The following is a 20092-nucleotide window of genomic DNA, read 5'->3' on the forward strand; positions in this document are numbered from 1 at the left end:
CCGTTAGTCGTTAGTTTTCCTTGTTCAGGGAGAGCTGTAGTGCGAGCTTCGAGATTTTGTCAATTGCTATTCTCACTCCCCTGTGTACAGCTTCTGACAGCGGCTCTGAGATTACCTCGGTATGCGGTAAGTAGGGACTCGCCCTTTTCTTGGTCTAATCCCGTCCAATGCATCAGCAGTGCCAATTTTACCCGGCGTCCACTGCGCTCTAGTAAGTAACTGGCTTCTTTCCTGCTCATAATGGTAAGGTCTTGCAGAATACGCACTGCCCGGTCATGCAGTTTTTTGTTAGTGACAGCCACATCTACCATGCGATTGCCGTAAACTTTGCCTAGCTGCACCATAACACCGGTAGAGATGATGTTTAGTGCCATCTTAGTTACTGTACCGGCTTTGAGCCGCGTGGAGCCAGCCAGTATTTCCGGACCAACCAGTAGCCGAATATCTAGATCAGTCTCGATACTCACCTGTTCTCTGGGAACGCAGGCGATTAGAATAGTTGTAGCCCCTCGCTGCCGTGCCCCTTGTATCGCACCGTGAACAAAAGGCGTGGTGCCACCGGCACTAATACCGATGACCACATCTAGATTAGTAATCTGGTGATGAGCGATCGCTTCTACCCCATCTTCGAGCCTATCTTCCAAGCCTTCGGAACTACGCACTAAGGCACCAGCACCTCCAGCAATGATGCCTTGTACCAGTTCTGGCGGTGTGCAAAAAGTGGGAGGACACTCAGCAGCATCAAGCACACCCAAGCGTCCACTTGTCCCAGCACCGATATAAAAGAGGCGTCCACCCTGCTCTAGAGCTGAAGTAGTGTAGTCAATTGCTTGTGCTAGCTGAGTTTTAGCACTGGAGATCGCCTTTAGGGTTTGTTGATCTTCCTGATTAAACAGCTCCACTAATTCTAGAGATGTCAGTTGGTCAAGATCCTGACTGTTTGGGTTAGCCTGTTCTGTGAGCAGATGACCCCGCTCCTCGAAATACTTCATGATGGAGATTTTTAATCCTGACTTTTAGATAACTGCCAGCAGCGCCCAGACTAACTCCGGAACTTTATAATAATCCTTCTAGCTGACGACGAATGCGGTCTAGCTCAGAGATTTCGGTTTCTTGGGTTTCTGGAGCATCTGCTTGCCAGTCGGTTTCTTCAACATTGGCCTGCGGTGGTATTGCCAGCATTTCTGGTGTAATCAGCTCTAAGTCATAACCAGCACTATCGCAAAACGCCTCAATTTCCTCTGCCTCAATTTCTTCGACAGTTGCTGTGGGGAAATCCTGCGCTTCCAGCATCAGCGAGAAGCGAGCGGCGTCGTCTTCTGAACTGAACATCAAAACTTTGTTGCGATCGCCAATCCGCATGGTGTAAATTCCCTCGTTTTCTGTGCGTGCATTAAATAACAGAACAAATACTCGCTTAGGTACATCCATAAGTCGTTGCTAATCTTCAGGACTATATACTTGAATCTGTCTTCTCTACCTAGAATATCTGACCACAGTAAACTAAACCTGAGTCAGAGTTATTGCTTTTTTTTATGCAGTTAGCCTGATATTTGTCAAAAGCTCTTCCTTAGTTTGAGCTATCGGATCATCTTGAGACTCCCACTCCTGAAGTAGTAATTCCCTTAAATCATCTTTAATTCAGATACAGAGAATGTCAAAATCAAAGGTGGTGAGTAAAAGTTGAGAAATGTTTCAATATGAATCTACCCTCATCTAGCCGACTGCAATTCACGCCAGATTTGAACATCTGTCGTATCTTGAATGGTATGTGGCAAGTCTCTGGTGCTCATGGGCGTATTGACCCTAAAACAGCGATTCAGAGCATGTTCGAGTATACGGATGCTGGCTTCACTACTTGGGATTTGGCGGATCATTACGGACCAGCCGAAGACTTTATTGGAGAGTTCCGGCGTCAACTGCTGGCTACCCGTGGTCAAGAAGCTCTGTCTAATCTTCAGGCTTTTACCAAGTGGGTGCCAAGACCAACCAGAATGACTAAGCCCCTGGTAGAAAAGAATATTGATATTTCCTTGAAAAGGATGGGTGTTGAAACCCTTGATCTGATGCAATTCCACTGGTGGGAATATCGGGATCAAAACTACCTTGATGCCCTTAAGTATATGTCGGAACTCCGGGACGAGGGCAAAATTAGGCACCTAGCTTTAACTAATTTTGATACTGAACACCTGAAAATTATTGTTGAGGCGGGGATAAAAATTGTCTCCAATCAGGTGCAGTTTTCTTTAATCGACAGTCGTCCTCAACTGAACATGGTGCAGTTTTGTCAGGCTAATAACATCAAGCTTTTCAGCTATGGTACGCTGTGCGGCGGTTTATTAAGTGAAAGGTACCTGGGACAACAAGAGCCACGGGGGACACAGCTTGATACTGTTAGCTTAAAAAAATACAAGAATATGCTTGATGCCTGGGGCAGTTGGCAGTTATTTCAAGAGTTACTGGCTACAATCAAGCATATTGCAGATCAGCATGGAGTGAGTATTGCCAATGTTGCAGTTCGCTATATCTTGGATCAACCAACTGTAGCAGGTGTAATTGTTGGTGCTCGTCTTGGTATATCTTCACACTTGGAAGATAACGCCAGGGTATTTAGCTTAAACCTGACTCAAACAGACCATGAGCAAATCAATAAGGTACTGGAAAAATCGCGGAATTTGTACCAACTCATTGGCGACTGTGGGGATGAGTATAGGCGTTGAGAGTTATTTCCAGAAATGCTAGTTTGATTGACTAAAGTTACTCTTTGAGATCGCAGTGTTGTGGCAGTGTTGTCTAGTAGAGCAGCTAGATTTCGCGTCGTGACCAAGTCCCTTTTGCTTGGGAAACTTGACAACCACAACTACGAACACCAGCAAGCCACTTACCATGCTCCCCAGGCGATAAGGCATCCAGCAGAGTTAAAGTACCTTGTAAGGAATCAAGTTGCTCACCCTCAACAAAATTGAGCGTGAAATCAATGAGTAGCTCTCCAGAAAGATTCCACCAAAAAACTCCATCAGGGGAGATCACAGGTGCTAAGCTAAAGGCTCTCAAAGAGAAATCATTATAGATGTTGGTCTGGTGCATCAAAGTTACTCCGCCTTTGACCAGACCTCCTTCGCCAAAAAAGGTATATCGAAAGGGTACGACATCAGTATTTGTTTTACCCCCCAGGGGACTCAAGTTAGATAAATCCCTGGTGGTGAAGACTTTTTTTAGTAGATCAGGTAGCATATTTTTAGGGTTTTCCCTGCCGGTTGACTGACACAACCTAAATTCCGCCCCCCAAGTCTTACACCCGGATAACTTTTATATCTCTTTATAGAGGCAAAGTCTATATCTACTAAGGTTTTTGCGTCTCAGCTAAACCAAACAATAAACCCTGCGTGATTGAAAACCATCAAACAAGCTGACTGAGTTAGGAAGTTACTCGACGGTAGTCTTTGATGGCAGTTACTAGGATTGATTGGGATATCGAGTAATGAGTAACAATACCCTACTTTTTTCTGACTAATTTGGTAAGTCTAAAATCCTTGACCCAAAACCTATTAGCTCTTACCTGTTCCCTGTTCTCTATTATGAGCTACGTCTTGGTGCAATTTTTTTAGTTCCTGCTGGAGATAATTTCCCCACCTAGCTGCTAAGGGGATTTCCGTAAAAGGAATTTGAATAAAGCTGGCAGGCTCTGCCAAAATAAATTTCAGAGCAATGGCACGACCTTTACTAGGTGGAGTTTCACAATCAACTTCTTGACTATCCACCACTAAACTAATTGATTGAACGTCTTGGAGAGAAAAGCTCTGCTGATTCACCGGTCCTTGGCGTGTGGGTATACCCCAAGTCAAGTCACTATTTTTTTGACCAAGTACTGCATAGATATCGTACTTTGCCCGATCGAACTGCTCTGCCCAACGACGATAAGCTTCGAGTTTTTGGTATTCGTTCCAACCAGACCAGGCAAGCCAACAAAAAACTGCCAGCAAGGGAAACCAGAGTAAACCTCTTTCCATCTTTGTTGGGATCTGCCCTCTAAAAAAACAACTGCTGTACTAACATGTCCCACTGCAGCTACAAAAAGGTTGAATCAACAAAAGTGCTGCCCAACCAACCTAAGTTTACAATAACTCAGTTTACGGTGAGAGGCGTTGTCTTTGCCAGGTTTTATCCTCAATGAGTCGATAGAGGAGCCTGTCGTGCAGCCGGCTAGGACGCCCCTGCCAAAATTCTATCTCTGTAGGCATGACTCGGAAACCTCCCCAATGAGGTGGGCGAGAAATCTGCTTATTTTCGTATTCTTGTTGGAGGTGCTGCAACCTTTGCTCGAGTACCTCGCGACTGTTAATCACTTGACTCTGCTCAGAAGCCCAAGCGCCCAGTTGAGATTCTTGGGGACGGCTATAGAAATATGCATCCGATTCAGCGGAGGACAGTTTTTTGGCTTGACCCTGAATACGTACCTGTCGTTCTAACTCAGCCCACCAAAAAACAAGTGCAACCCAGGGATTTTGTGCTAACTGCTTTCCCTTATGACTTTTGTAGTTAGTATAAAAGACGAAGCCCCGCTCATCGTAGTCTTTGAGCAGTACCATTCGCGCCGAAGGTTTGCCATCCAAGGTCGCAGTGGTAATGGTCATTGCGTTGGGTTCTGGCAGTTCTGCTGTCAGTGCTTGCTCAAACCAGATTTTAAATTGCTCAAAGGGATTGGGATGTGCCTCTTTTTCACTCAACCCTTCTAAGGTATACTCCTTGCGCAGCTTTGCGACGATTATGTCCATTTAAGGCAGCCTATTTGTTCCTCCTTGGCAATCGCGCTACTCTGGCGATAGTCGCGAAACACTACCCTACCATACCTATTGGGTTTCGTGAGTAGTTAATTGATGGAGTTTAGGGTTTTCACCCTAGACACTAACTTTGAGCAAGTCCAGGTCTAGAAGTTTTGCGGTTGTATCGTTGAATTATTTTTTACTAACTGGTCGAGTGTTGAGGTATTTTTCTGCTGACCCTACTCTGCACCCAGGCAAGAAAGTCAACAGGTATAATAATGGGAAAATCATCACGGCTCATCGGAGCTAGCTTTCGCAATTAACTGATGTTATTTGTCTTGATAGAGAGCAATTGTAGAGATAAATTCAACATACAAAGTTACAACTGTAACCAGGCAGAGTTATTGATTTTTTCTCTTGTAAAATTGGCAAGGGACTGGAAGATTGAGGATTCAAATAATGCGACAGATTAATTTTTTGATTATTTTTACTTTGTGCTTGGCTCTGGTTTTATTTAGTTTGGAAAACACAGAGCCAGCTTCGATCCAAGTTATTCAGGGTTTACAGGTTGAAGCCCCTTTAGCAATTGAACTGCTTCTGGCGATGTGGCTTGGCGCTGTACTTGCTTGGGTTTTTAGTATTTGGACGCAGTTACTCAAACAGCTTGAACATCGTCAAAATCTGCGTCAGCTACGCTCTAAAGATGAACGTATTCAGGAATTGGAAAAAGATTTTGAAAACTACAAGGAACAAGTGGAAGAGAAAGAGAAACCTTTGCTATCAGCATCTGAAACTAATACCGAGCAGGTAGAAGAGGTACTAGCCGAATAAACTACCTCGATTACCGAAAAAGCGGATAGCAATGTCTCCATTGTTCTTTTGGCTAATATTCCTTTCACTCCCTGATGACTCAAACAACTGCTAATGAAGCGATTGCTCTCCTGATTGGCTTGGCCCAAAGAGGGGAAATTGACCCTTGGGATGTACAAGTAATTGAGGTAATTGACCGCTACTTAAGTGAATTGTCTCTAGGAGACTACACTGAACCTGGACGTCGTGACACTGACCTATCTCAGTCTGGTCAAGCTTTTTTATGGGCTTCAATGTTAGTCTTGCTGAAGGCTGACACCTTAGAGCGACTAGAGGAGATCGAAGAGCCAGAAATCGAAGATTTTGTGGAAGAGGATAGCGATACTAACCGAGCAACTCGATTGCCGCAGCATCTAGAGCGTCATTTGTACCGCCGCATCGCAGCTCCACCTCCTAAAAGACGACCGGTGACGCTCTCCGAACTTATTGATCAGTTGCAGCAAATGGCAGCTCAACTGGGTGAAGCTCCAGCTAAAAGCTGCTCTAAGCAGTCCCGTTCATTATCGCGAATTCAGGCAGCAAAAGCGATCGCTCATCTAGCTCATGATGAAAATCTCACAGATATTGCAACGGGTCTAGAAGTATTTCTCTCTGACAATTGGCAACAATTAACTGGGGGAAAAGATTGGCTAAATTTGGATCAGTTGTTAGAGTGGTGGACGGCATCAACCACAGCATCGACGACAGTCGATGTTCTACTCAATGGCGATATCGCTAGTGCACCAAGTAGCGCAGTAAGCGAAGCAGGACGCGGTAGCGCGCAAGGAAAGCCTGCGTTTTTAGAGCTTTGCGCCTCGCGTAACATGACTAGTGAGGCAACCGAACCATCAACAGCTGACCGAGTGGGTGTCTTCTGGGCTTTGCTATTGTTATCGGCTCAGTCTAAGGTTGAGTTATTCCAAGAAGAGTTCTACCAAGATTTAAAAATTCGTACGCTGGAGAGGCAAGAAAAAGCGCATTGAGTTATGGTCAGAATAGAGGCAAGGTTTCAAGTATGCTAACTGCAAAAACCACTTATTCTCAAGATTTGCCCATGCTAAAACTTTACACTTGAAAATAACAAAGCCAAAATGAGAATGAAGCAAGCGATGTGCCGAGAGTCTAATTTTACAGTTTCTCGGAAATTAGCGAAGCTGGTGCGAATATCACTTTTCTTAGTTTAAAGTGAACAGAAAGCGAGATCTACAAGGTTAATCAATAACCACTGATTCTTTACTTTTATTCTTAAAAAGTATTGTGAGTCTCTGTTTTTATCGTCTGATTATTATCATTTTTCCTTGTAGATCGCATCCAGATCCCACCCGCTAGGGAGGGAATGATTAAAACCAGACTCAATTTCTAAAAAAAATTCTGTGGCATAGGTTGAGGAAAAAAATTCATGAAGGCCATGATCTTGGCAGCTGGTAAGGGGACTCGTGTTCGCCCTATTACCCACACCATTCCCAAACCCTTAATTCCCATCCTGCAAAAGCCAGTGATGGAGTTCTTATTAGAACTGCTACGCAAGCATGGCTTTGACGAAATTGTTGTCAATGTCAGTCACCTTGCTCATGAGATTGAAGATTATTTCCGCGATGGACAACGATTTGGGGTTCAAATTGCCTATTCTTTTGAAGGTCGAATTGTTGATGGTCAACTAGTGGGCGAAGCCCTTGGTTCGGCAGGAGGCATGCGCAAAATTCAGGACTTTTATCCATTTTTTGACGATACTTTTGTCGTTCTCTGCGGTGATGCCTTAATCGACCTCGACTTGTCAGCAGCTCTGAAGTGGCATAAAGAAAAGGGTTCAATTGCTACAATTGTAACCAAACCAGTGCCGCGAGAGCAGGTTCCCAGTTACGGTGTCGTTGTTACGGACGAAACAGGCAGGGTTAAAAGCTTTCAAGAAAAGCCCTCGGTGGAAGAGGCTCTCAGTACCAATATAAACACAGGTATTTATATTTTTGAGCCAGAAGTATTAAACTATATTCCTTCTGGTCAGGAATATGATATTGGTAGTCAACTTTTTCCTAAGTTGGTGGAAAAAGAAGCTGCTTTTTATGCAGTGCCCATGGATTTCGAGTGGGTGGATATTGGTAAAGTGCCAGACTATTGGCATGCTATTCGCAGCGTTTTGCTCGGAGAGATCAAGAATGTGCGGATTCCCGGCAAAGAAGTAGCTCCCGGAATTTATACTGGGTTGAATGTAGCTGTTAATTGGGACAAAGTTGATATTACTGGCCCGGTTTACATTGGTGGCATGACTCATATCGAGGACGGGGCGAAAATCATTGGTCCGACAATGATTGGCCATAGTTGCTGGATATGTAGCGGTGCAACTGTTGATAACAGCGTGATTTTTGAATACTCCCGGCTAGGCGCTGGAGTGCGCCTAGTAGATAAGCTGGTATTTGGACGCTACTGTGTTGACAAGACTGGTGCTTCAATTGATGTCCAAGCAGCAGCTCTAGATTGGTTGATTACCGACACTCGTAGAATTCCGCCGTCTCAGGAACCAGCAGAACGGCAGGCGATTGCCGAACTTTTGGGCAGTGAAGGTTAGTTAATCGGTTGAATTAGGTTGAAGGTTGGAAGACTGCAAATGGCTACTATATATTCAATCTTTTAACTTTCAACCCTTTACCTTTTTTCTCAATAACCTGTCACTGGTAATTCTCAAAGTTTCAAGCTTTCAAATAAGTGTAACTGCTGAGGCTCTGCTCGTAGTTTCTTAGCAGTAACTGAGACTCTTCGATGGTAATACGCTTCTCTTGCAGAGCTTGCTCTGTAAGACGGCGGATACTCTCTACTAAGTCTTTGGCATCATACTGTACATAACCTAGAACTTCTGTTACAGTGTCTCCTTTAACAACTTGTTCAATGTTGTAACCTCTCGGCGTCAATTTGATGTGGACAGTATTAGTCTTGCCAAACAGGTTGTGCAAGTTGCCCATAATTTCCTGATAAGCGCCGCCGAGGAATAGACCCAAGTAGTAGGGTTCTTTAGATGAGGCATGGGAAGAAGCAATTTTTCCTTTCTTGGTTACTGTACTTTCCACTCTCTCCTTTGCCTCTCGGAGAGGGTGCAACTCTAGTACTGATTTGACATCCCGCAGATCAATAAACTGGTCAATCTTGCCATCGCTGTCACAGGTGAGATCAACTAAGATGCCACGGCGGGTGGGTTCTTCCTTGAGTCGATGAATTGGCATAATCGGGAATAGCTGACCAATTGCCCAAGAATCAGGTACAGATTGGAAGACGGATAGGTTAATGTAATAAATTGACGCCATCGTTTTTTCCAAGTCTTCCAGGTCGTCTGGAACATAATCTTGGGTTCTGGTAATTTCGAGAATTTTCTGACAGCATGACCAATATAACTGTTCAGCTTTAGCACGCTGGGTGATGCTGAGATAACTCAAATTAAATAGGGTTTTTGCTTCCTCGTTAAACTGAATAGCATCGTGATAGGCTTCTTGATAATTCTCGATGTTGAGGTTGCAGTAGGTTTCCCAAAGATTACGGACAATTAGATGTTCTTTTTCCTCGACAGTTACAGGCGTTTCAGAGAGGACATCAGTAGTATTGAGAACATCGAAGATCAGAAGAGACTGATGAGAAGCCAGTGCCCGACCACTCTCACTCACTAGCACTGGCACTGGCAATTGACGTGCTTCGCAAGCTTCCTTGACTTCAGCAACAATGTCGTTGGCGTAGTTTTGAATATTGTAGTTCTTCGAGGCGTGGAAGTTAGTTTTGGAGCCGTCGTAGTCTACAGCTAAGCCACCACCGACATCAAGATACTGCATATTGGCACCCAAGGACGCTAGCTCAACGTAAATCTGGCTAGCCTCTCGGATTGCATCCTTAATCACGCTGATAGCGGAAATTTGAGAACCAACGTGGAAGTGTAAAAGCTGCAAAGACTGTAGCATTCCAGCATCTTGCAGTTGCTCAACACAGGCGAGAATCTCGGAAATTGTCAGACCAAACTTAGCTCGATCGCCAGTAGAGGGTCCCCAGTGACCAGTGCCTTTTGTACTCAGTTTTGCCCGCACACCTAGCACTGGTTCGATTCCTAGGTGAGTAGCTGCATCAATTACTAGTTGCACCTCCTCTACCTGCTCTAATACAATTACTGGTTTTTGTCCTAGACGCGTTGCTAACAGAGCAGTGTCAATATATTCTCGGTCTTTATAGCCATTACAAATCAATAGCGAATTCGGTGTTTGCAATGTTGCTAAGGCAATCACTAATTCTGGTTTAGAACCAGCTTCAAGACCAAATTGGTAAGGTTGACCAAAGCGTACTAAATCTTCAACTAAATGCCGGTGTTGATTGCACTTAACGGGGAAAACACCCTGGTAGGTGCCGGGGTATTTGTAACGGGCGATCGCTTTGGCAAAGCTGGCATTTAAGCGTTCTAGTCGGTCGGCCAAAATATCAGAGAAACGAATCAGCAGAGGTAATTCTAAATTACGCTGCCGTAAGGCTTCCACCAGTTCCAATAAATCCAGAGATCCACCGCGATCTCCTTTGGGAGAAACCGTAACATGACCTGCAGCGTTAATGGAAAAGTATGGTTCTCCCCATTCCCCAATCCGATAGAGCTTCTCACTATCCTCTATTGTCCAAGATTGTACGGTCTTTTTTTCCTGCTCTTGGTTGCTCTGTGTTGATGCACCTAGTTGATCGTTTTTTGGCGTCTGATTACTGATAGCGATTGTAGGCGTTAGATCTACCCCCATTGTTTTAATGTCACCCTTGAAGTTAGTATCTGCGATTGCCACTGTAGCGCATCTTTGATGGTCGTGATCTAAGGTGAGCTAATTGGAATCTAAGTTGCATTGCCGGTGAGTAGTGAAAAACCTCACAACCCTCTTTTTAATGCCCTCCTAATCTCGGGTCGGTCAGGTAGTCATGATATAATATGCTGAGGCCAGGTAAATACAATCTTTGCCAGCGCCTTTGCTCGCGTGCCAAATCTATCCTGACTGTTGACGGCGTCGATGCTCAAATCATCCGATACTACTCCTGAACAGCCACATCGCCTACATCCTTTAAATCAGTTACTTCGCACTCATCCCTTAGCATTTTGCGCTGGGCTTTGGGTTGCTCTGGTTTTGGCTGGCAGCTTAGCAGCGGCTGGTCTACTTAACCCTGGATCAGCCCAAAAAGAAGTTTCTAGACAAACACCAGCGATCGTAAAAGTACGAGAATCCACTGCCCAAGACGATTTACCGCTATCGTTGTTTGGTGCTCTTACTCTAGGGTGTGCCGCTACCTCTTTATTGATCACTCGAGCTTTAAAGAACTCAACTTCCAGCAATCAACCACCCAAAAGGTTAAAACAAGCCTCTGCCGTTCGCAAGAAACGGCGGGTTGCTTCCCAAAAGCGTCATTCGGTTCACCGAAAATCAGAACCAGTTGCTCCCAGTTCCAGCTTCCCAACTCTCAACAAACAAGTCCCCAACGATAGTAAACAACTATCTAGGGTAACAATTTTGCCGCCAGAGCAGAGATATCCCCTAGATGTCGATGAAAGAGGTCTTGCTGAGATGATGGACTTGCGTAAGCAGCAGTCTCTTGGCTCGCTGATGCGTAAAGATTAGTTTCTCAGCTAAGAACTACCTGGTAAATTAGGTTGCTAAAAGCGATCGCCAGTCTTGAATCGCTTGTTCTGACCAACGCCAGTTTTTAACCAAGGCATTAGGTTGAAAAGTAATCGGATCCTCAGTTATCACTTTTTGGCGAAACTTCCTTGATTCATTCAAAAGACGCTCTTTTTTGTCGGCTGGTTGTTCCTGGGCAGATTTCCACATTCCCAGTGCTAATCCTGCATAGGTAGTTAAAGCTGTTGAGTTTAAAGTTGTTTGTTTAGTTGTGTCTCCTGCTTTTTCTGCCACAACTAGTGCCTCGCCAATCAATTCTAGTGCGTCTAGCCAGGCGTTATTCGCTCGCTCGAAATCACCTTGGGCATAGTAAACAAAACCAAGAGCATTGAGGTATTCCCAGGAATTAGGTTGTTTTTGGTGGGCAATTTCCCAGAAACGACGAACATCATCAACGCTATAATTTGTACTTCCCTCTTGAAGAGACTGCCAAGCTAAACGCCCTCTTAAAAAGTTCACGGCAGGATCATCGATTTGTGATGGAGGAACGGCATCAAGGGCAGCTTTAGCGTAGGGCAAAGCCTTCCGGTTCAGCAGCGCCTCTACAGCTTCTTTTCCTACCGGAATATTTCCCTCAGAGAGTTGCTTAATAGCAATATTTACCACCGTGGCCGTATCAGCTACGGCAAAGTTGGTCTGCTCAGGATTTAGAGGCTGTTGAATACCCGGTGCTGAGTTGAACTGAATCAAGGCAGTCCTTTCACGGTTCTGGAACCACCACAAACCCAAAACAGTGATTGCCATTACCCCAGTAACTCCTAACCCCATCAATAACCACGGTTGTTGGAATTTCTGCCGCCAGATCTTCAAACTTCCCATTTTCCCTTGTCTACGCTGGGGTAGGGGATGATGATCAGAGTTTTGAGAGGGTGGAGATGATTGCTGCGTTGTCACCGCGCTGGAGATGGTTACTGCTGATTGCCTTGGTAGGGGAGGTTTTGGATTAGGGGGTTTAACTGGCAATTCCCTCTCAAGGGTATCTTCGACTGCATCAGATATCGGTGATGCTGATTCTTGGGTAGCATCCGGGGGATTGAGTTCATTGAACAAACCTCTAATGAAATCAGCATCACCGGGGTCAGAGTCTGAACTATCGATTAAGAGAGTATCATTTTCATCATTCTCCAACTCTGCCATTAATGGCTCTTCCGATTGCTCATCAAAATCCCAAGAACTATTTGAGATGACAGGTGGTGGAGTAAATAGTGCTTCTTGCGAGCCTGAAATTACGAAAGTATCAGGAGATTCAGGTAACTGCCAAATTTTTTCAGGGTTTCTGGTGATTTCAGGTACTTGCGTCAGGAAACCATTAAAATCTTCATGCAAGTAGAGAACTGGCAGTGCCCAGTACAACTGATTAGAGCCGTAAGCCGAAATTAGTCCTTGCCGTGCCCGAGACAAGCTTAGATCAATAGGATAGCCCCGATTAAGATTGCGATAAAGTAGTCGCGTTAGACTCAGCGCCACTTCATCTGGAATCCTTTCCGCCATTGCCAAAACAGCAGGAATTCCCCGCTCAACCATAGCTTGGGCTAGATTCCGTTCTTGCTGGTTTTGCCGCAGCTCTGAGGCTGTCGTATAAGTACCATAACAAGAGTTAAATACCGCCAGTTGTACACCGTTGTTGGCTAGCAATCCTGCCAAGTCATCACCACTCAAGGTTTCCGTTAAACCGGTTCTATTACTTACCAGGTAGACATCGCCACCCCATTCTCCTAAGTTAGAGTGACCAGAATAGTGGAAAACTTGATATTGACCTTGCTCAAGCGCTTGGGTTAACTGTTCGCGTCCCGGCTGTGGCAAAATTGTCAACTCAATCCCTGCTTTTTCCTCGGCAGTGCTGTTGAGTTCTCTACGTAAGTGATTTGCTTCTTCGACCAACCCTAGGCTTTCTTGATCAGAAGGGCCAGCAATCACCATCAAAATTTTCAGGGGTTGACCAGGTTGAGAGCGTGACTTGTTAGAGCAGGGTATCAGTCTTGTACCTGGTTGATACCGAGAAAAAGCGACATCGGTTCCTGTTGCTAGGGGGCGATCACCTGCATGCAGAACTTCCCAAGGTAGGCGGGGTAAGCGTGTTCCTTTGAGTCCCAGACGCAGCCTTAAAATTTGGCGTTGATGTTGAGCGATCGCTTGTGCCTGAGTCCAGCTAATTCCCAAACTACCTTGAAATAGAGCGTTATACAGTTGCTGACCTAATGCCACTAGATTCGGTAACGAGGTAGTTACCGCTTTTTCCCCTCCTGGTAAGAAAAAGCTGTCTTCCAAATAGTCTGTACTGCCCTCCAACAAGCCCAAGACTGGGTCATTCATCAATTGCCGAGCCTGTACTAACCAATCTTCCACAGGCCACCTGAGTTGCTCTTCTGCTAATGAGACTCCCGGCGCGGAAGGCTTTTCAATACGCACCAAATATTCGTCTCCCCCTAAGGGGGTCACAGAGATTTGCAGTTCCTGTGCCACGGCTTTGTTCAACTTAAAGGGCTTGAGCTGCTAGTGAACAGTCTTCGGGATTGAGTATATCTCTCTATTTATCGTTAGATTGATCTAAATTCCTAAAAGTTTCCCAAATTGGCTTTTGGGGATGGATTTATGACCAATTAGAAAATTCTTGATTTAGTTAGGGAGCAAATTTTCTGGCAGTTATCCGGATAGTTATTACCAATCCCGTAATAGTGGAGTGGTAGATGCACCCTGATCAACGCTCCCCAGCTCACCGGTTTGAGCCGGGGATTTTTTTTGCCAATAATGAAAGTTAAACTAGTCAATTGCTACGATCAAATTGTTTTTTGCTTAGTCTGGTTCTGAAGCTATACTGTGCCTCGATGGTTTTTAGAGGATTTAATTTAGCTGCGATTACCCTAGTCGAGCCTCGCGAGCTATGTCCCAGATGCACTAGCCTCACCTCTCTCAGAATTTGCTAACTTTTCTTTCCTTACTCTATCGACAGGGCTTTACTCACTTTGGAGCTAGCAACCTTTTGAGGTGTGCAGCCAAGAAGCCGGATGGGGGACGAAAAAGCACCACTGACTTAGTTGGTGCGTCTTTGTTTCCCTGAGTAAGCAAGTACTCAATTACTACTTCCGATCTTAGCACTATAAGCCTGCTGCCCAAACTGGAGAAGCCGTAGTAGAACTTTTCTTCGTTGAGGATTTTGTTGTCAAGTCAGGACAATCCTTGATTTAGTGAAGTTACTGAACAGAGGTACGAATTTAGATGTCATGCTGAGCAGAGCAAAGCGAAGTTTTAGCCCACAGCATTTGCTCAGATGCTTCCCTTTTCTTGCTTCGCTCAGCATGATAATTCGTACTCTCATTCAACAACGCCGATTTTGTTTGAGGGTAGAGGATGGATAACAGACAATCTTTTCTACAGCTCACTAAGGAAGTTGTCAACAGTATCCCTAGTCAAGCAACTCAAAAGACTTAACTTGCAGCACAGGGCCAATCATGGCGAAAGTCATTACGTCATCTCGTACCTGTCCTTCTACTTTAACTTTCAGTTCGGCTTTTTTTAACTCGCCAGGAGCATCTTTGAGTTCATAAGTTTCTCCTGACTCTGTGACTAGTGCCCAGGTGCCTGGGCCAATGCCTTTATGTTCGATCACACCAGTTACACTAATGCTCATGCAATTTTCTCCTCTCCTTTAGATGCTAAATAGGCAAGTCCATAGCAGAGTAAGGCATTGGTAACTAAGAAGATGCGAGCCAAAATGCCTGAACCCAGCCACATGACACTCGGTGAAACCACCGCACTAATCGCTAAACAACTGGCGACGCCAAGAGTGCAACCAACTGCTAGCCACTTCCATTGCGAGTTTCCCAGGAACAGCGTCATTAACAGAAAAGGAATCAGCACACTGGCAAAAATTGGGTTGAGCGCACTGCTACCTTGAATAGCGCTGCCAAGTTCTGGGAGTGAACTACCCATAACTCGGAAGGGCCACTGGGGCAAATCGAAGATGTAGAAACCTTTCAGGAAGAACAAACCACTGCTACCCGCAACTAAACCAGTACTCAGCGGCCAACTCCAGGCAAAAGGAAAATAATTTCGCAGGAACCAGGCAAAGAGGTAGGAACCCAAAACCATCGCCACTTTAGGTAACAGTGCAATAGTGCCGCCATCAATCCAGAAGCGGGGGTTGAGATAACCGTTATCTCTTAACCAGCGGAAAAAGTCATGGAAGGTAATTTGTCCCCGCAAAGCAAGCTTCACGGCAGCAGCCGCATCTAGATGTCCGGAACCAAAATGGTTGAGGGGGTCACTTTCAACATGGCGGGAAGACTGCTTGAGTACATTGAGAACTTCTATAGGTTCTTGGATGCCACTAGCTTTAATTAAAGCAGCAACACCAGCAACATGAGGAGCAGCCATACTGGTTCCTTGGTAACCAGCAAAGGTGGGTTGCAGTGTTTCTGGGTTGATGGTTTCTTGCAAAATCTTGCCTGTTTCGCTACCACCAGGGGCCGAAATATCTACACCAGCGCCAAAGTTGGAGTAGGGTGCTTTGATATTGACTGAATCTAGCGCGGCAACCCCGATGACGTGGGGATAGCGGGCAGGATAAGATGCGGCATTGGTGTTAGCATTACCTGCTGCGGCCACAACAACAACACCTTTTTGGTAAGCATAGTCAATTGCTTCTTCCATGAGCTTGCTTTCACCAGCACCACCCAGGCTGAGGTTAATTACGTCTGCACCATTATCAGCAGCAAAGCGAATTGCTTCGGCAATATCAGCCACCGTACCACCGCCACTGGCACCTAATACTTTTAAGGGCATGAGGCTGGCTTCATAAGCAATTCCAGCGACACCATAGCCGTTGTTGGTAGTTTGGGCAATTGTACCAGCAACATGGGTTCCGTGACCTGCATCATCTATGGCCTCAACTTGGTCATTAACAAAGTCGTAGCCTTCAACAAATTTGGTATCTTTCAAATCGGGGACGATGCTGATACCAGTGTCAATCACGGCTACGGTGATGCCACTACCTTTGGTTTCTTCCCAAGCTGATTCAATGTTGATACTACGCAGATTCCACTGCTGGCTATATAAAGGATCATTGGGGCTACTGAGGCTGAGCGTCCCAAGGAAATTGCTATCGAACTCAGATGAGTCTGTCAGCAAGGGTTCTGGGAGACTATAGATATAGTTCGGCTCCATAAATTCCGTTTGCTTAGAGAGTTCGGAATTTTTTAGAGCCCGGAGTAATTGCTTGTCACCCCGCAAAATGTAAATATTGTCAGTAACAGAAAATTCGCTATTGAGTTGGGGATTAACATCGTATTGTTGAGCGATCGCTCTTACCTGCTCAACAATCTGGGCTGCTGGGATATCATCTCGAAAATCCAGCACAATCGACTCAAATTCGCCTTGATTTGCCAGCCCTTTAAAGTTGAATAAGGCAAAACCCAGCGTTAATACAAACAAACACACTAAGAGAAACTTTTTCATGGCAACCAGTCCGCTGTCGCGCCAATTTAACAACTACCATAACTCATCGCTATGCCTGCTGATTTTCAGGGGGTAAGGTTAGGTACAGTATTGAGACAGATAAGGGCGTTGCACAATCAGGGATCAAGGGAGACAAGGAGGAGGAGGGGCAAGGAATTGCCTAAAATTTCAAATCATCTAATTTATTCATTTGATTCAGTGTAAAAGCGATCGCTTTACTCCTCAGCCTCTGTTGAACTTATTTGAGCCAAGCCAGATCAGCTTTAAACTGAGCTAGCCTTGCTTCTAGGGCAACAGTAAGTTGTTCAATCCTTTGCTCAGTACTTAAATTCGGGTGAGTATTCTGGGCAATATACATTAACTGCGTGGCAATTAATTTCTGCTGAGAAGTAGATATCTTTCCTAAAAAGCGAAACTTATCTTGTTGCAGCCAATTAACCCAATGACTAGTAGCTCGAAAAGAAGAACGAATACCCCGTGCTACTGGTGGATAAATATCTCCCCAAGGCATGACGTATTTTGGTTGATATTTTACCTCTATCGAGGAGCACCAGTCTTGCCATTTGAAAGTTAAAATTCTGGCGCTGCTACACACAGGAATCCAAGGAACTCGGAGAGCATCGGCGACAATAGCACCGTGCATGGCTTCAGCAAGTAGAACTTCTGTTTGGTTAATAGCAGACAAAATTTGCTCTATGGGAGAGCGTGGATCGATGTAGGCAAAGCCAATTTCTGTACAGATAGATTTCCAGATGTCACTGCCATAATTAGCATGATGAATGTGTGGCATAAAAGCGAAGCGATTGACTTTTATACTATCAGTTTTGAAGAGGCGTCTAACGAGGATTGCACCATCTGTTATGGCTAAAGAAGCAGGAACGCCCAACTTTTGGGCTGATAATAGACCTCTTAGACAATAAATTTTCCAAGAGTCATCAATTAAAGGTGTACCTTTTTCATAGCCAACTCCAGAACTAAAGATGATTATTCGTTTAGCGTTTGGTACACGATCAGGTAATAGATTATTAATTAAAGTTCCTATGCCAATAAATGCAGTAGTTTCATCTTCGTCAAAGACGCCAGGGAGCAATTGCTTCCATAGCCAAAGATTCAGGGAGTCTCCGAAATTAGCTGTTCCATCTTGACGTTGGTAATAAAAAAGTTTCATCAACCAGGAATCTCGCTAGGCAATCGTTTTTGAGAGGAATTATCTAGGGGTGTCGCTAGTGCATGATGTACTTTATCTTGCATACGCAGCCAGTTGAAAGCCAGATAATTACTTCCCAAAAATACTTGCTGAGACCATCGAGATTGACTGCACCAACAATGATAAGCTGGGATGGCGACATTTTCTAAAAAATTACGCCATAAAACCGTAATTTGAGAGGGACATATTGCTTGAGCGCGGACTTGCCCATTTTTGATCATTGCTAAACGCAAAGCTCGATGATCACGCAGTTTCTGTAAAGCTGATAATATATCTTCAAGAGAAGACACTTCTAAGTAGTCAAGTTCGTTGCGGTGTTCGGTTTGATAGGCAGATTCACTGCCAAGTATGGCAGGTACACCTGCTAGCCAAGCGTTATATAGTTTTGTCGCAGGTTTGCTGAGGTAGTTTTTGCTCAAGTAGAGTTGTTGCTGATTCAAGCTACGCACAGCAATCACAGCGTCAATTTCGCTGTAGTTATGCCAACGATCATCAATTTCGCGATCACTATCCCAGCGGTTACGGTTGATTATCGGATACCAACGCAGATGCAAACGCTCAAGTTTTTGTTGCCAGTAAGGATGCAATAGTTCTGGTGCCAAATTGACCTTGTGACCAAAAAAAGCGATATTCTCAAAGCGATCTCCCCGCGCTGTATCGCGAGGGATTAAAGCTGGTTGTGGCCAATGGGGCAGATAGTAACTGTTCCTGAAAGTCTTAGTTTCTAAAGGGTTTTGCACAACATGCAGTTGCGCACCGGGATAAGGTTTTAATTCTGCTTTTAGGCAAACTAGTAATAATTTAGGTGTTGGCTGGAAATTGCTTTTATGTACCCTTAGAGAGTTACGGTGTGCTAAGACAATTCCCTCACTGGGTAACTCACTTACTAGTGTACAGGGAAAACCATCTGCTTTTAGACGGAGGTAAGTTTGTAAAGTCCAGGCATAAATGCCAATGCCAAAGCCTTTCCAGTTACTATCAGCACTTTTTGGTATCGTACTAGGCCAATGTTTTTGAGGGATATAGAAATAAATTCTTGGTAATTTATCGGTCATTTTAAGATAAGAAGTTGATCAAAAAATTCTTTATTAATTTAGATCTTTTGGTAATTCATCGATAATTACTATGAAAAGGGCTAATTAGACTACTAACAAGTAACTCTCTTTCACAAGCAATAATAAGATCTGTATCAATAAAGATTTGATATTTAAAAAAATGAATAATAAGTTTTTGTAGATCGTTAGCGAAATACAATATGAGCATAAATGGTCTACACCAAACTTGGAAACGAAGCATGCGGATCCGGTGCCGACTCAAGCCAACACCCCGAAAAAGTTTGACTAAATATTCTCTTTCAAGACGCCATTGGGGAATATGATGATAAATGCGCATTTCAGGGTTATACCAAATTTCCCAGCCCCCATTTCTAATATAAGATAATGTCTCCAAATCTTCTCCTTTTGATAAGAGAGAGGAAGCACATACACCTTTAAGAAGAGGAACTTCAGGAACATGATCTAACCAGGCTTGCTTGCGAATAGCTAATCCTGCACCAGCAGGAAGTAAGCCTCCACGAAAGTCATAGAGCAAAGGTTGATCACCTCGGTCTATAATTGCTAAAAAACAAGCTATCTGTTTAAAGTTTGCAGGTGGTTCTACTTCATAATCTCCCTGGATTTGACTCCCATAAGCTCCAGCTTTAGGATGTAACTGACTAAAGCGATAAACTGCACTAACCCAATTAGATGTAGGTAAATTATCATCATCCAAAAAACCCACTAAATAACCCTGAGCTTCTTTGATAGCTTGTCGCCTAGCAAAAGCTAATCCTTGCTTAGATTCAAAATAATATCTCAGGGGATAAGCTTCTGACCAATTAGATTGATACTCTTGAACAACGGCTGCTGTTTGGTCAGTACTGTTGTTATTAACAACAATAATTTCCCAAGAAAAATGCTCCGTTAGAGACTGCGATCGCAATCTTTCTAAAACCTTAGGTAAGCGGGTTTCTCCGTTGTAGGTACAGATAGCCACTGTCATGTCAACCATAAGCCGACTTACTTAATTTTTCAGTATTCAGCAATAAAGATTAGGGGAGAAAAACCTCCCCCAACACTTTCTAAACGTCAAGTAAAGAAGCTAAATTA

17 protein-coding genes are annotated in these 20092 nt (G+C 44.3%); 5 read left to right on the forward strand and 12 right to left on the reverse strand.

Annotation, left to right across the window (positions count from 1 at the left end; all coding sequences use genetic code 11):
* Positions 1-59: 59 nt before the first annotated feature.
* The gene (gene murQ, locus ACT7WV_RS10120) at positions 60-992 is read right to left on the reverse strand and encodes an N-acetylmuramic acid 6-phosphate etherase (RefSeq protein WP_445102785.1); all 933 of its coding nucleotides are present in this window, start codon (positions 990-992) and stop codon (positions 60-62) included.
* Positions 993-1056: 64 nt separating this feature from the next.
* Positions 1057-1431 carry a DUF3110 domain-containing protein gene (locus ACT7WV_RS10125; protein WP_445102786.1) on the reverse strand — a complete coding sequence of 125 codons (375 nt, stop codon included), beginning with the start codon at positions 1429-1431 and terminating at the stop codon, positions 1057-1059.
* Between the two features lie 269 nt (positions 1432-1700).
* On the opposite strand from ACT7WV_RS10125, the gene ACT7WV_RS10130 reads away from it, so the two are divergent.
* Positions 1701-2720 carry an aldo/keto reductase gene (locus ACT7WV_RS10130; protein WP_445102787.1) on the forward strand — a complete coding sequence of 340 codons (1020 nt, stop codon included), beginning with the start codon at positions 1701-1703 and terminating at the stop codon, positions 2718-2720.
* Between the two features lie 85 nt (positions 2721-2805).
* Here the strand turns inward: ACT7WV_RS10130 and ACT7WV_RS10135 are convergent, their stop codons facing one another.
* The 3 genes from ACT7WV_RS10135 to pdxH all read right to left on the reverse strand — a co-directional run bounded on the left by ACT7WV_RS10135 (position 2806) and on the right by pdxH (position 4775).
* On the reverse strand, positions 2806-3234 hold the full coding sequence (locus ACT7WV_RS10135) for a hypothetical protein (protein WP_445102788.1): 429 nt from the start codon (positions 3232-3234) through the stop codon (positions 2806-2808).
* A gap of 314 nt (positions 3235-3548) precedes the next feature.
* On the reverse strand, positions 3549-4010 hold the full coding sequence (locus tag ACT7WV_RS10140) for a hypothetical protein (protein ID WP_445102789.1): 462 nt from the start codon (positions 4008-4010) through the stop codon (positions 3549-3551).
* A 120-nt stretch (positions 4011-4130) separates the two neighbouring features.
* Positions 4131-4775 (reverse strand): pyridoxamine 5'-phosphate oxidase, encoded by a 645-nt coding sequence (pdxH, locus tag ACT7WV_RS10145; RefSeq protein ID WP_445102790.1) that lies wholly within the window; start codon positions 4773-4775, stop codon positions 4131-4133.
* A 447-nt stretch (positions 4776-5222) separates the two neighbouring features.
* Between pdxH and ACT7WV_RS10150 the strand changes: the two genes are divergently transcribed.
* The 3 genes from ACT7WV_RS10150 (at position 5223) to ACT7WV_RS10160 (ending at position 8175) form a co-directional block, all read left to right on the forward strand.
* Positions 5223-5594, forward strand: a complete 372-nt coding sequence (locus ACT7WV_RS10150) for a lipopolysaccharide assembly protein LapA domain-containing protein (protein ID WP_445102791.1) — start codon at positions 5223-5225, stop codon at positions 5592-5594.
* Between the two features lie 74 nt (positions 5595-5668).
* Entirely contained in the window at positions 5669-6595 is a 927-nt protein-coding gene (locus ACT7WV_RS10155) for a segregation/condensation protein A (protein WP_445102792.1), read from the forward strand.
* A 416-nt stretch (positions 6596-7011) separates the two neighbouring features.
* On the forward strand, positions 7012-8175 hold the full coding sequence (locus ACT7WV_RS10160) for a sugar phosphate nucleotidyltransferase (RefSeq protein WP_445102793.1): 1164 nt from the start codon (positions 7012-7014) through the stop codon (positions 8173-8175).
* Positions 8176-8296: 121 nt separating this feature from the next.
* Here ACT7WV_RS10160 and speA read toward each other — a convergent pair whose 3' ends face one another.
* Positions 8297-10360: a biosynthetic arginine decarboxylase gene (gene speA, locus ACT7WV_RS10165; protein WP_445105617.1), complete on the reverse strand. Its 2064-nt coding sequence runs from the start codon at positions 10358-10360 to the stop codon at positions 8297-8299.
* 261 nt (positions 10361-10621) lie between these two features.
* On the opposite strand from speA, the gene ACT7WV_RS10170 reads away from it, so the two are divergent.
* A complete protein-coding gene (locus ACT7WV_RS10170; protein WP_445102794.1) occupies positions 10622-11224 on the forward strand; it encodes a hypothetical protein in 603 nt (200 codons plus the stop codon).
* Positions 11225-11251: 27 nt separating this feature from the next.
* On the opposite strand, the gene ACT7WV_RS10175 is transcribed toward ACT7WV_RS10170, so the two are convergent.
* The 6 genes from ACT7WV_RS10175 to hpsE all read right to left on the reverse strand — a co-directional run bounded on the left by ACT7WV_RS10175 (position 11252) and on the right by hpsE (position 19994).
* Positions 11252-13759 (reverse strand): CHAT domain-containing protein, encoded by a 2508-nt coding sequence (locus ACT7WV_RS10175; protein WP_445102795.1) that lies wholly within the window; start codon positions 13757-13759, stop codon positions 11252-11254.
* A gap of 928 nt (positions 13760-14687) precedes the next feature.
* Positions 14688-14912, reverse strand: coding sequence for a hypothetical protein (locus tag ACT7WV_RS10180; protein ID WP_445102796.1), 225 nt, complete (start codon positions 14910-14912; stop codon positions 14688-14690).
* A complete protein-coding gene (locus tag ACT7WV_RS10185; protein WP_445102797.1) occupies positions 14909-16738 on the reverse strand; it encodes a S8 family peptidase in 1830 nt (609 codons plus the stop codon). Before ACT7WV_RS10185 ends, ACT7WV_RS10180 begins: the two co-directional genes overlap by 4 nt.
* A gap of 238 nt (positions 16739-16976) precedes the next feature.
* Positions 16977-17906: a glycosyltransferase family protein gene (locus tag ACT7WV_RS10190; RefSeq protein WP_445102798.1), complete on the reverse strand. Its 930-nt coding sequence runs from the start codon at positions 17904-17906 to the stop codon at positions 16977-16979.
* Positions 17906-19000 (reverse strand): hypothetical protein, encoded by a 1095-nt coding sequence (locus ACT7WV_RS10195; RefSeq protein ID WP_445102799.1) that lies wholly within the window; start codon positions 18998-19000, stop codon positions 17906-17908. Before ACT7WV_RS10195 ends, ACT7WV_RS10190 begins: the two co-directional genes overlap by 1 nt.
* A 55-nt stretch (positions 19001-19055) precedes the next feature.
* Positions 19056-19994, reverse strand: a complete 939-nt coding sequence (gene hpsE, locus ACT7WV_RS10200) for a hormogonium polysaccharide biosynthesis glycosyltransferase HpsE (RefSeq protein ID WP_445102800.1) — start codon at positions 19992-19994, stop codon at positions 19056-19058.
* Between the last annotated feature and the right edge of the window lie 98 nt (positions 19995-20092).

This window comes from Symploca atlantica LB2515, from assembly GCF_052546295.1.

Bases quoted from the DNA above. Each gene is read 5' to 3' on its own strand.
- ACT7WV_RS10170 (WP_445102794.1), top strand. From the start codon at position 10,622: ATGCTCAAATCATCCGATACTACTCCTGAACAGCCACATCGCCTACAT.
- pdxH (WP_445102790.1), bottom strand. From the start codon at position 4,775: ATGGACATAATCGTCGCAAAGCTGCGCAAGGAGTATACCTTAGAAGGG.
- ACT7WV_RS10185 (WP_445102797.1), bottom strand. From the start codon at position 16,738: ATGAAAAAGTTTCTCTTAGTGTGTTTGTTTGTATTAACGCTGGGTTTT.
- ACT7WV_RS10135 (WP_445102788.1), bottom strand. From the start codon at position 3,234: ATGCTACCTGATCTACTAAAAAAAGTCTTCACCACCAGGGATTTATCT.
- ACT7WV_RS10125 (WP_445102786.1), bottom strand. From the start codon at position 1,431: ATGGATGTACCTAAGCGAGTATTTGTTCTGTTATTTAATGCACGCACA.
- ACT7WV_RS10180 (WP_445102796.1), bottom strand. From the start codon at position 14,912: ATGAGCATTAGTGTAACTGGTGTGATCGAACATAAAGGCATTGGCCCA.
- ACT7WV_RS10155 (WP_445102792.1), top strand. From the start codon at position 5,669: ATGACTCAAACAACTGCTAATGAAGCGATTGCTCTCCTGATTGGCTTG.
- ACT7WV_RS10160 (WP_445102793.1), top strand. From the start codon at position 7,012: ATGAAGGCCATGATCTTGGCAGCTGGTAAGGGGACTCGTGTTCGCCCT.
- ACT7WV_RS10150 (WP_445102791.1), top strand. From the start codon at position 5,223: ATGCGACAGATTAATTTTTTGATTATTTTTACTTTGTGCTTGGCTCTG.
- speA (WP_445105617.1), bottom strand. From the start codon at position 10,360: ATGGGGGTAGATCTAACGCCTACAATCGCTATCAGTAATCAGACGCCA.
- ACT7WV_RS10140 (WP_445102789.1), bottom strand. From the start codon at position 4,010: ATGGAAAGAGGTTTACTCTGGTTTCCCTTGCTGGCAGTTTTTTGTTGG.
- murQ (WP_445102785.1), bottom strand. From the start codon at position 992: ATGAAGTATTTCGAGGAGCGGGGTCATCTGCTCACAGAACAGGCTAAC.
- ACT7WV_RS10190 (WP_445102798.1), bottom strand. From the start codon at position 17,906: ATGAAACTTTTTTATTACCAACGTCAAGATGGAACAGCTAATTTCGGA.
- hpsE (WP_445102800.1), bottom strand. From the start codon at position 19,994: ATGGTTGACATGACAGTGGCTATCTGTACCTACAACGGAGAAACCCGC.
- ACT7WV_RS10195 (WP_445102799.1), bottom strand. From the start codon at position 19,000: ATGACCGATAAATTACCAAGAATTTATTTCTATATCCCTCAAAAACAT.
- ACT7WV_RS10130 (WP_445102787.1), top strand. From the start codon at position 1,701: ATGAATCTACCCTCATCTAGCCGACTGCAATTCACGCCAGATTTGAAC.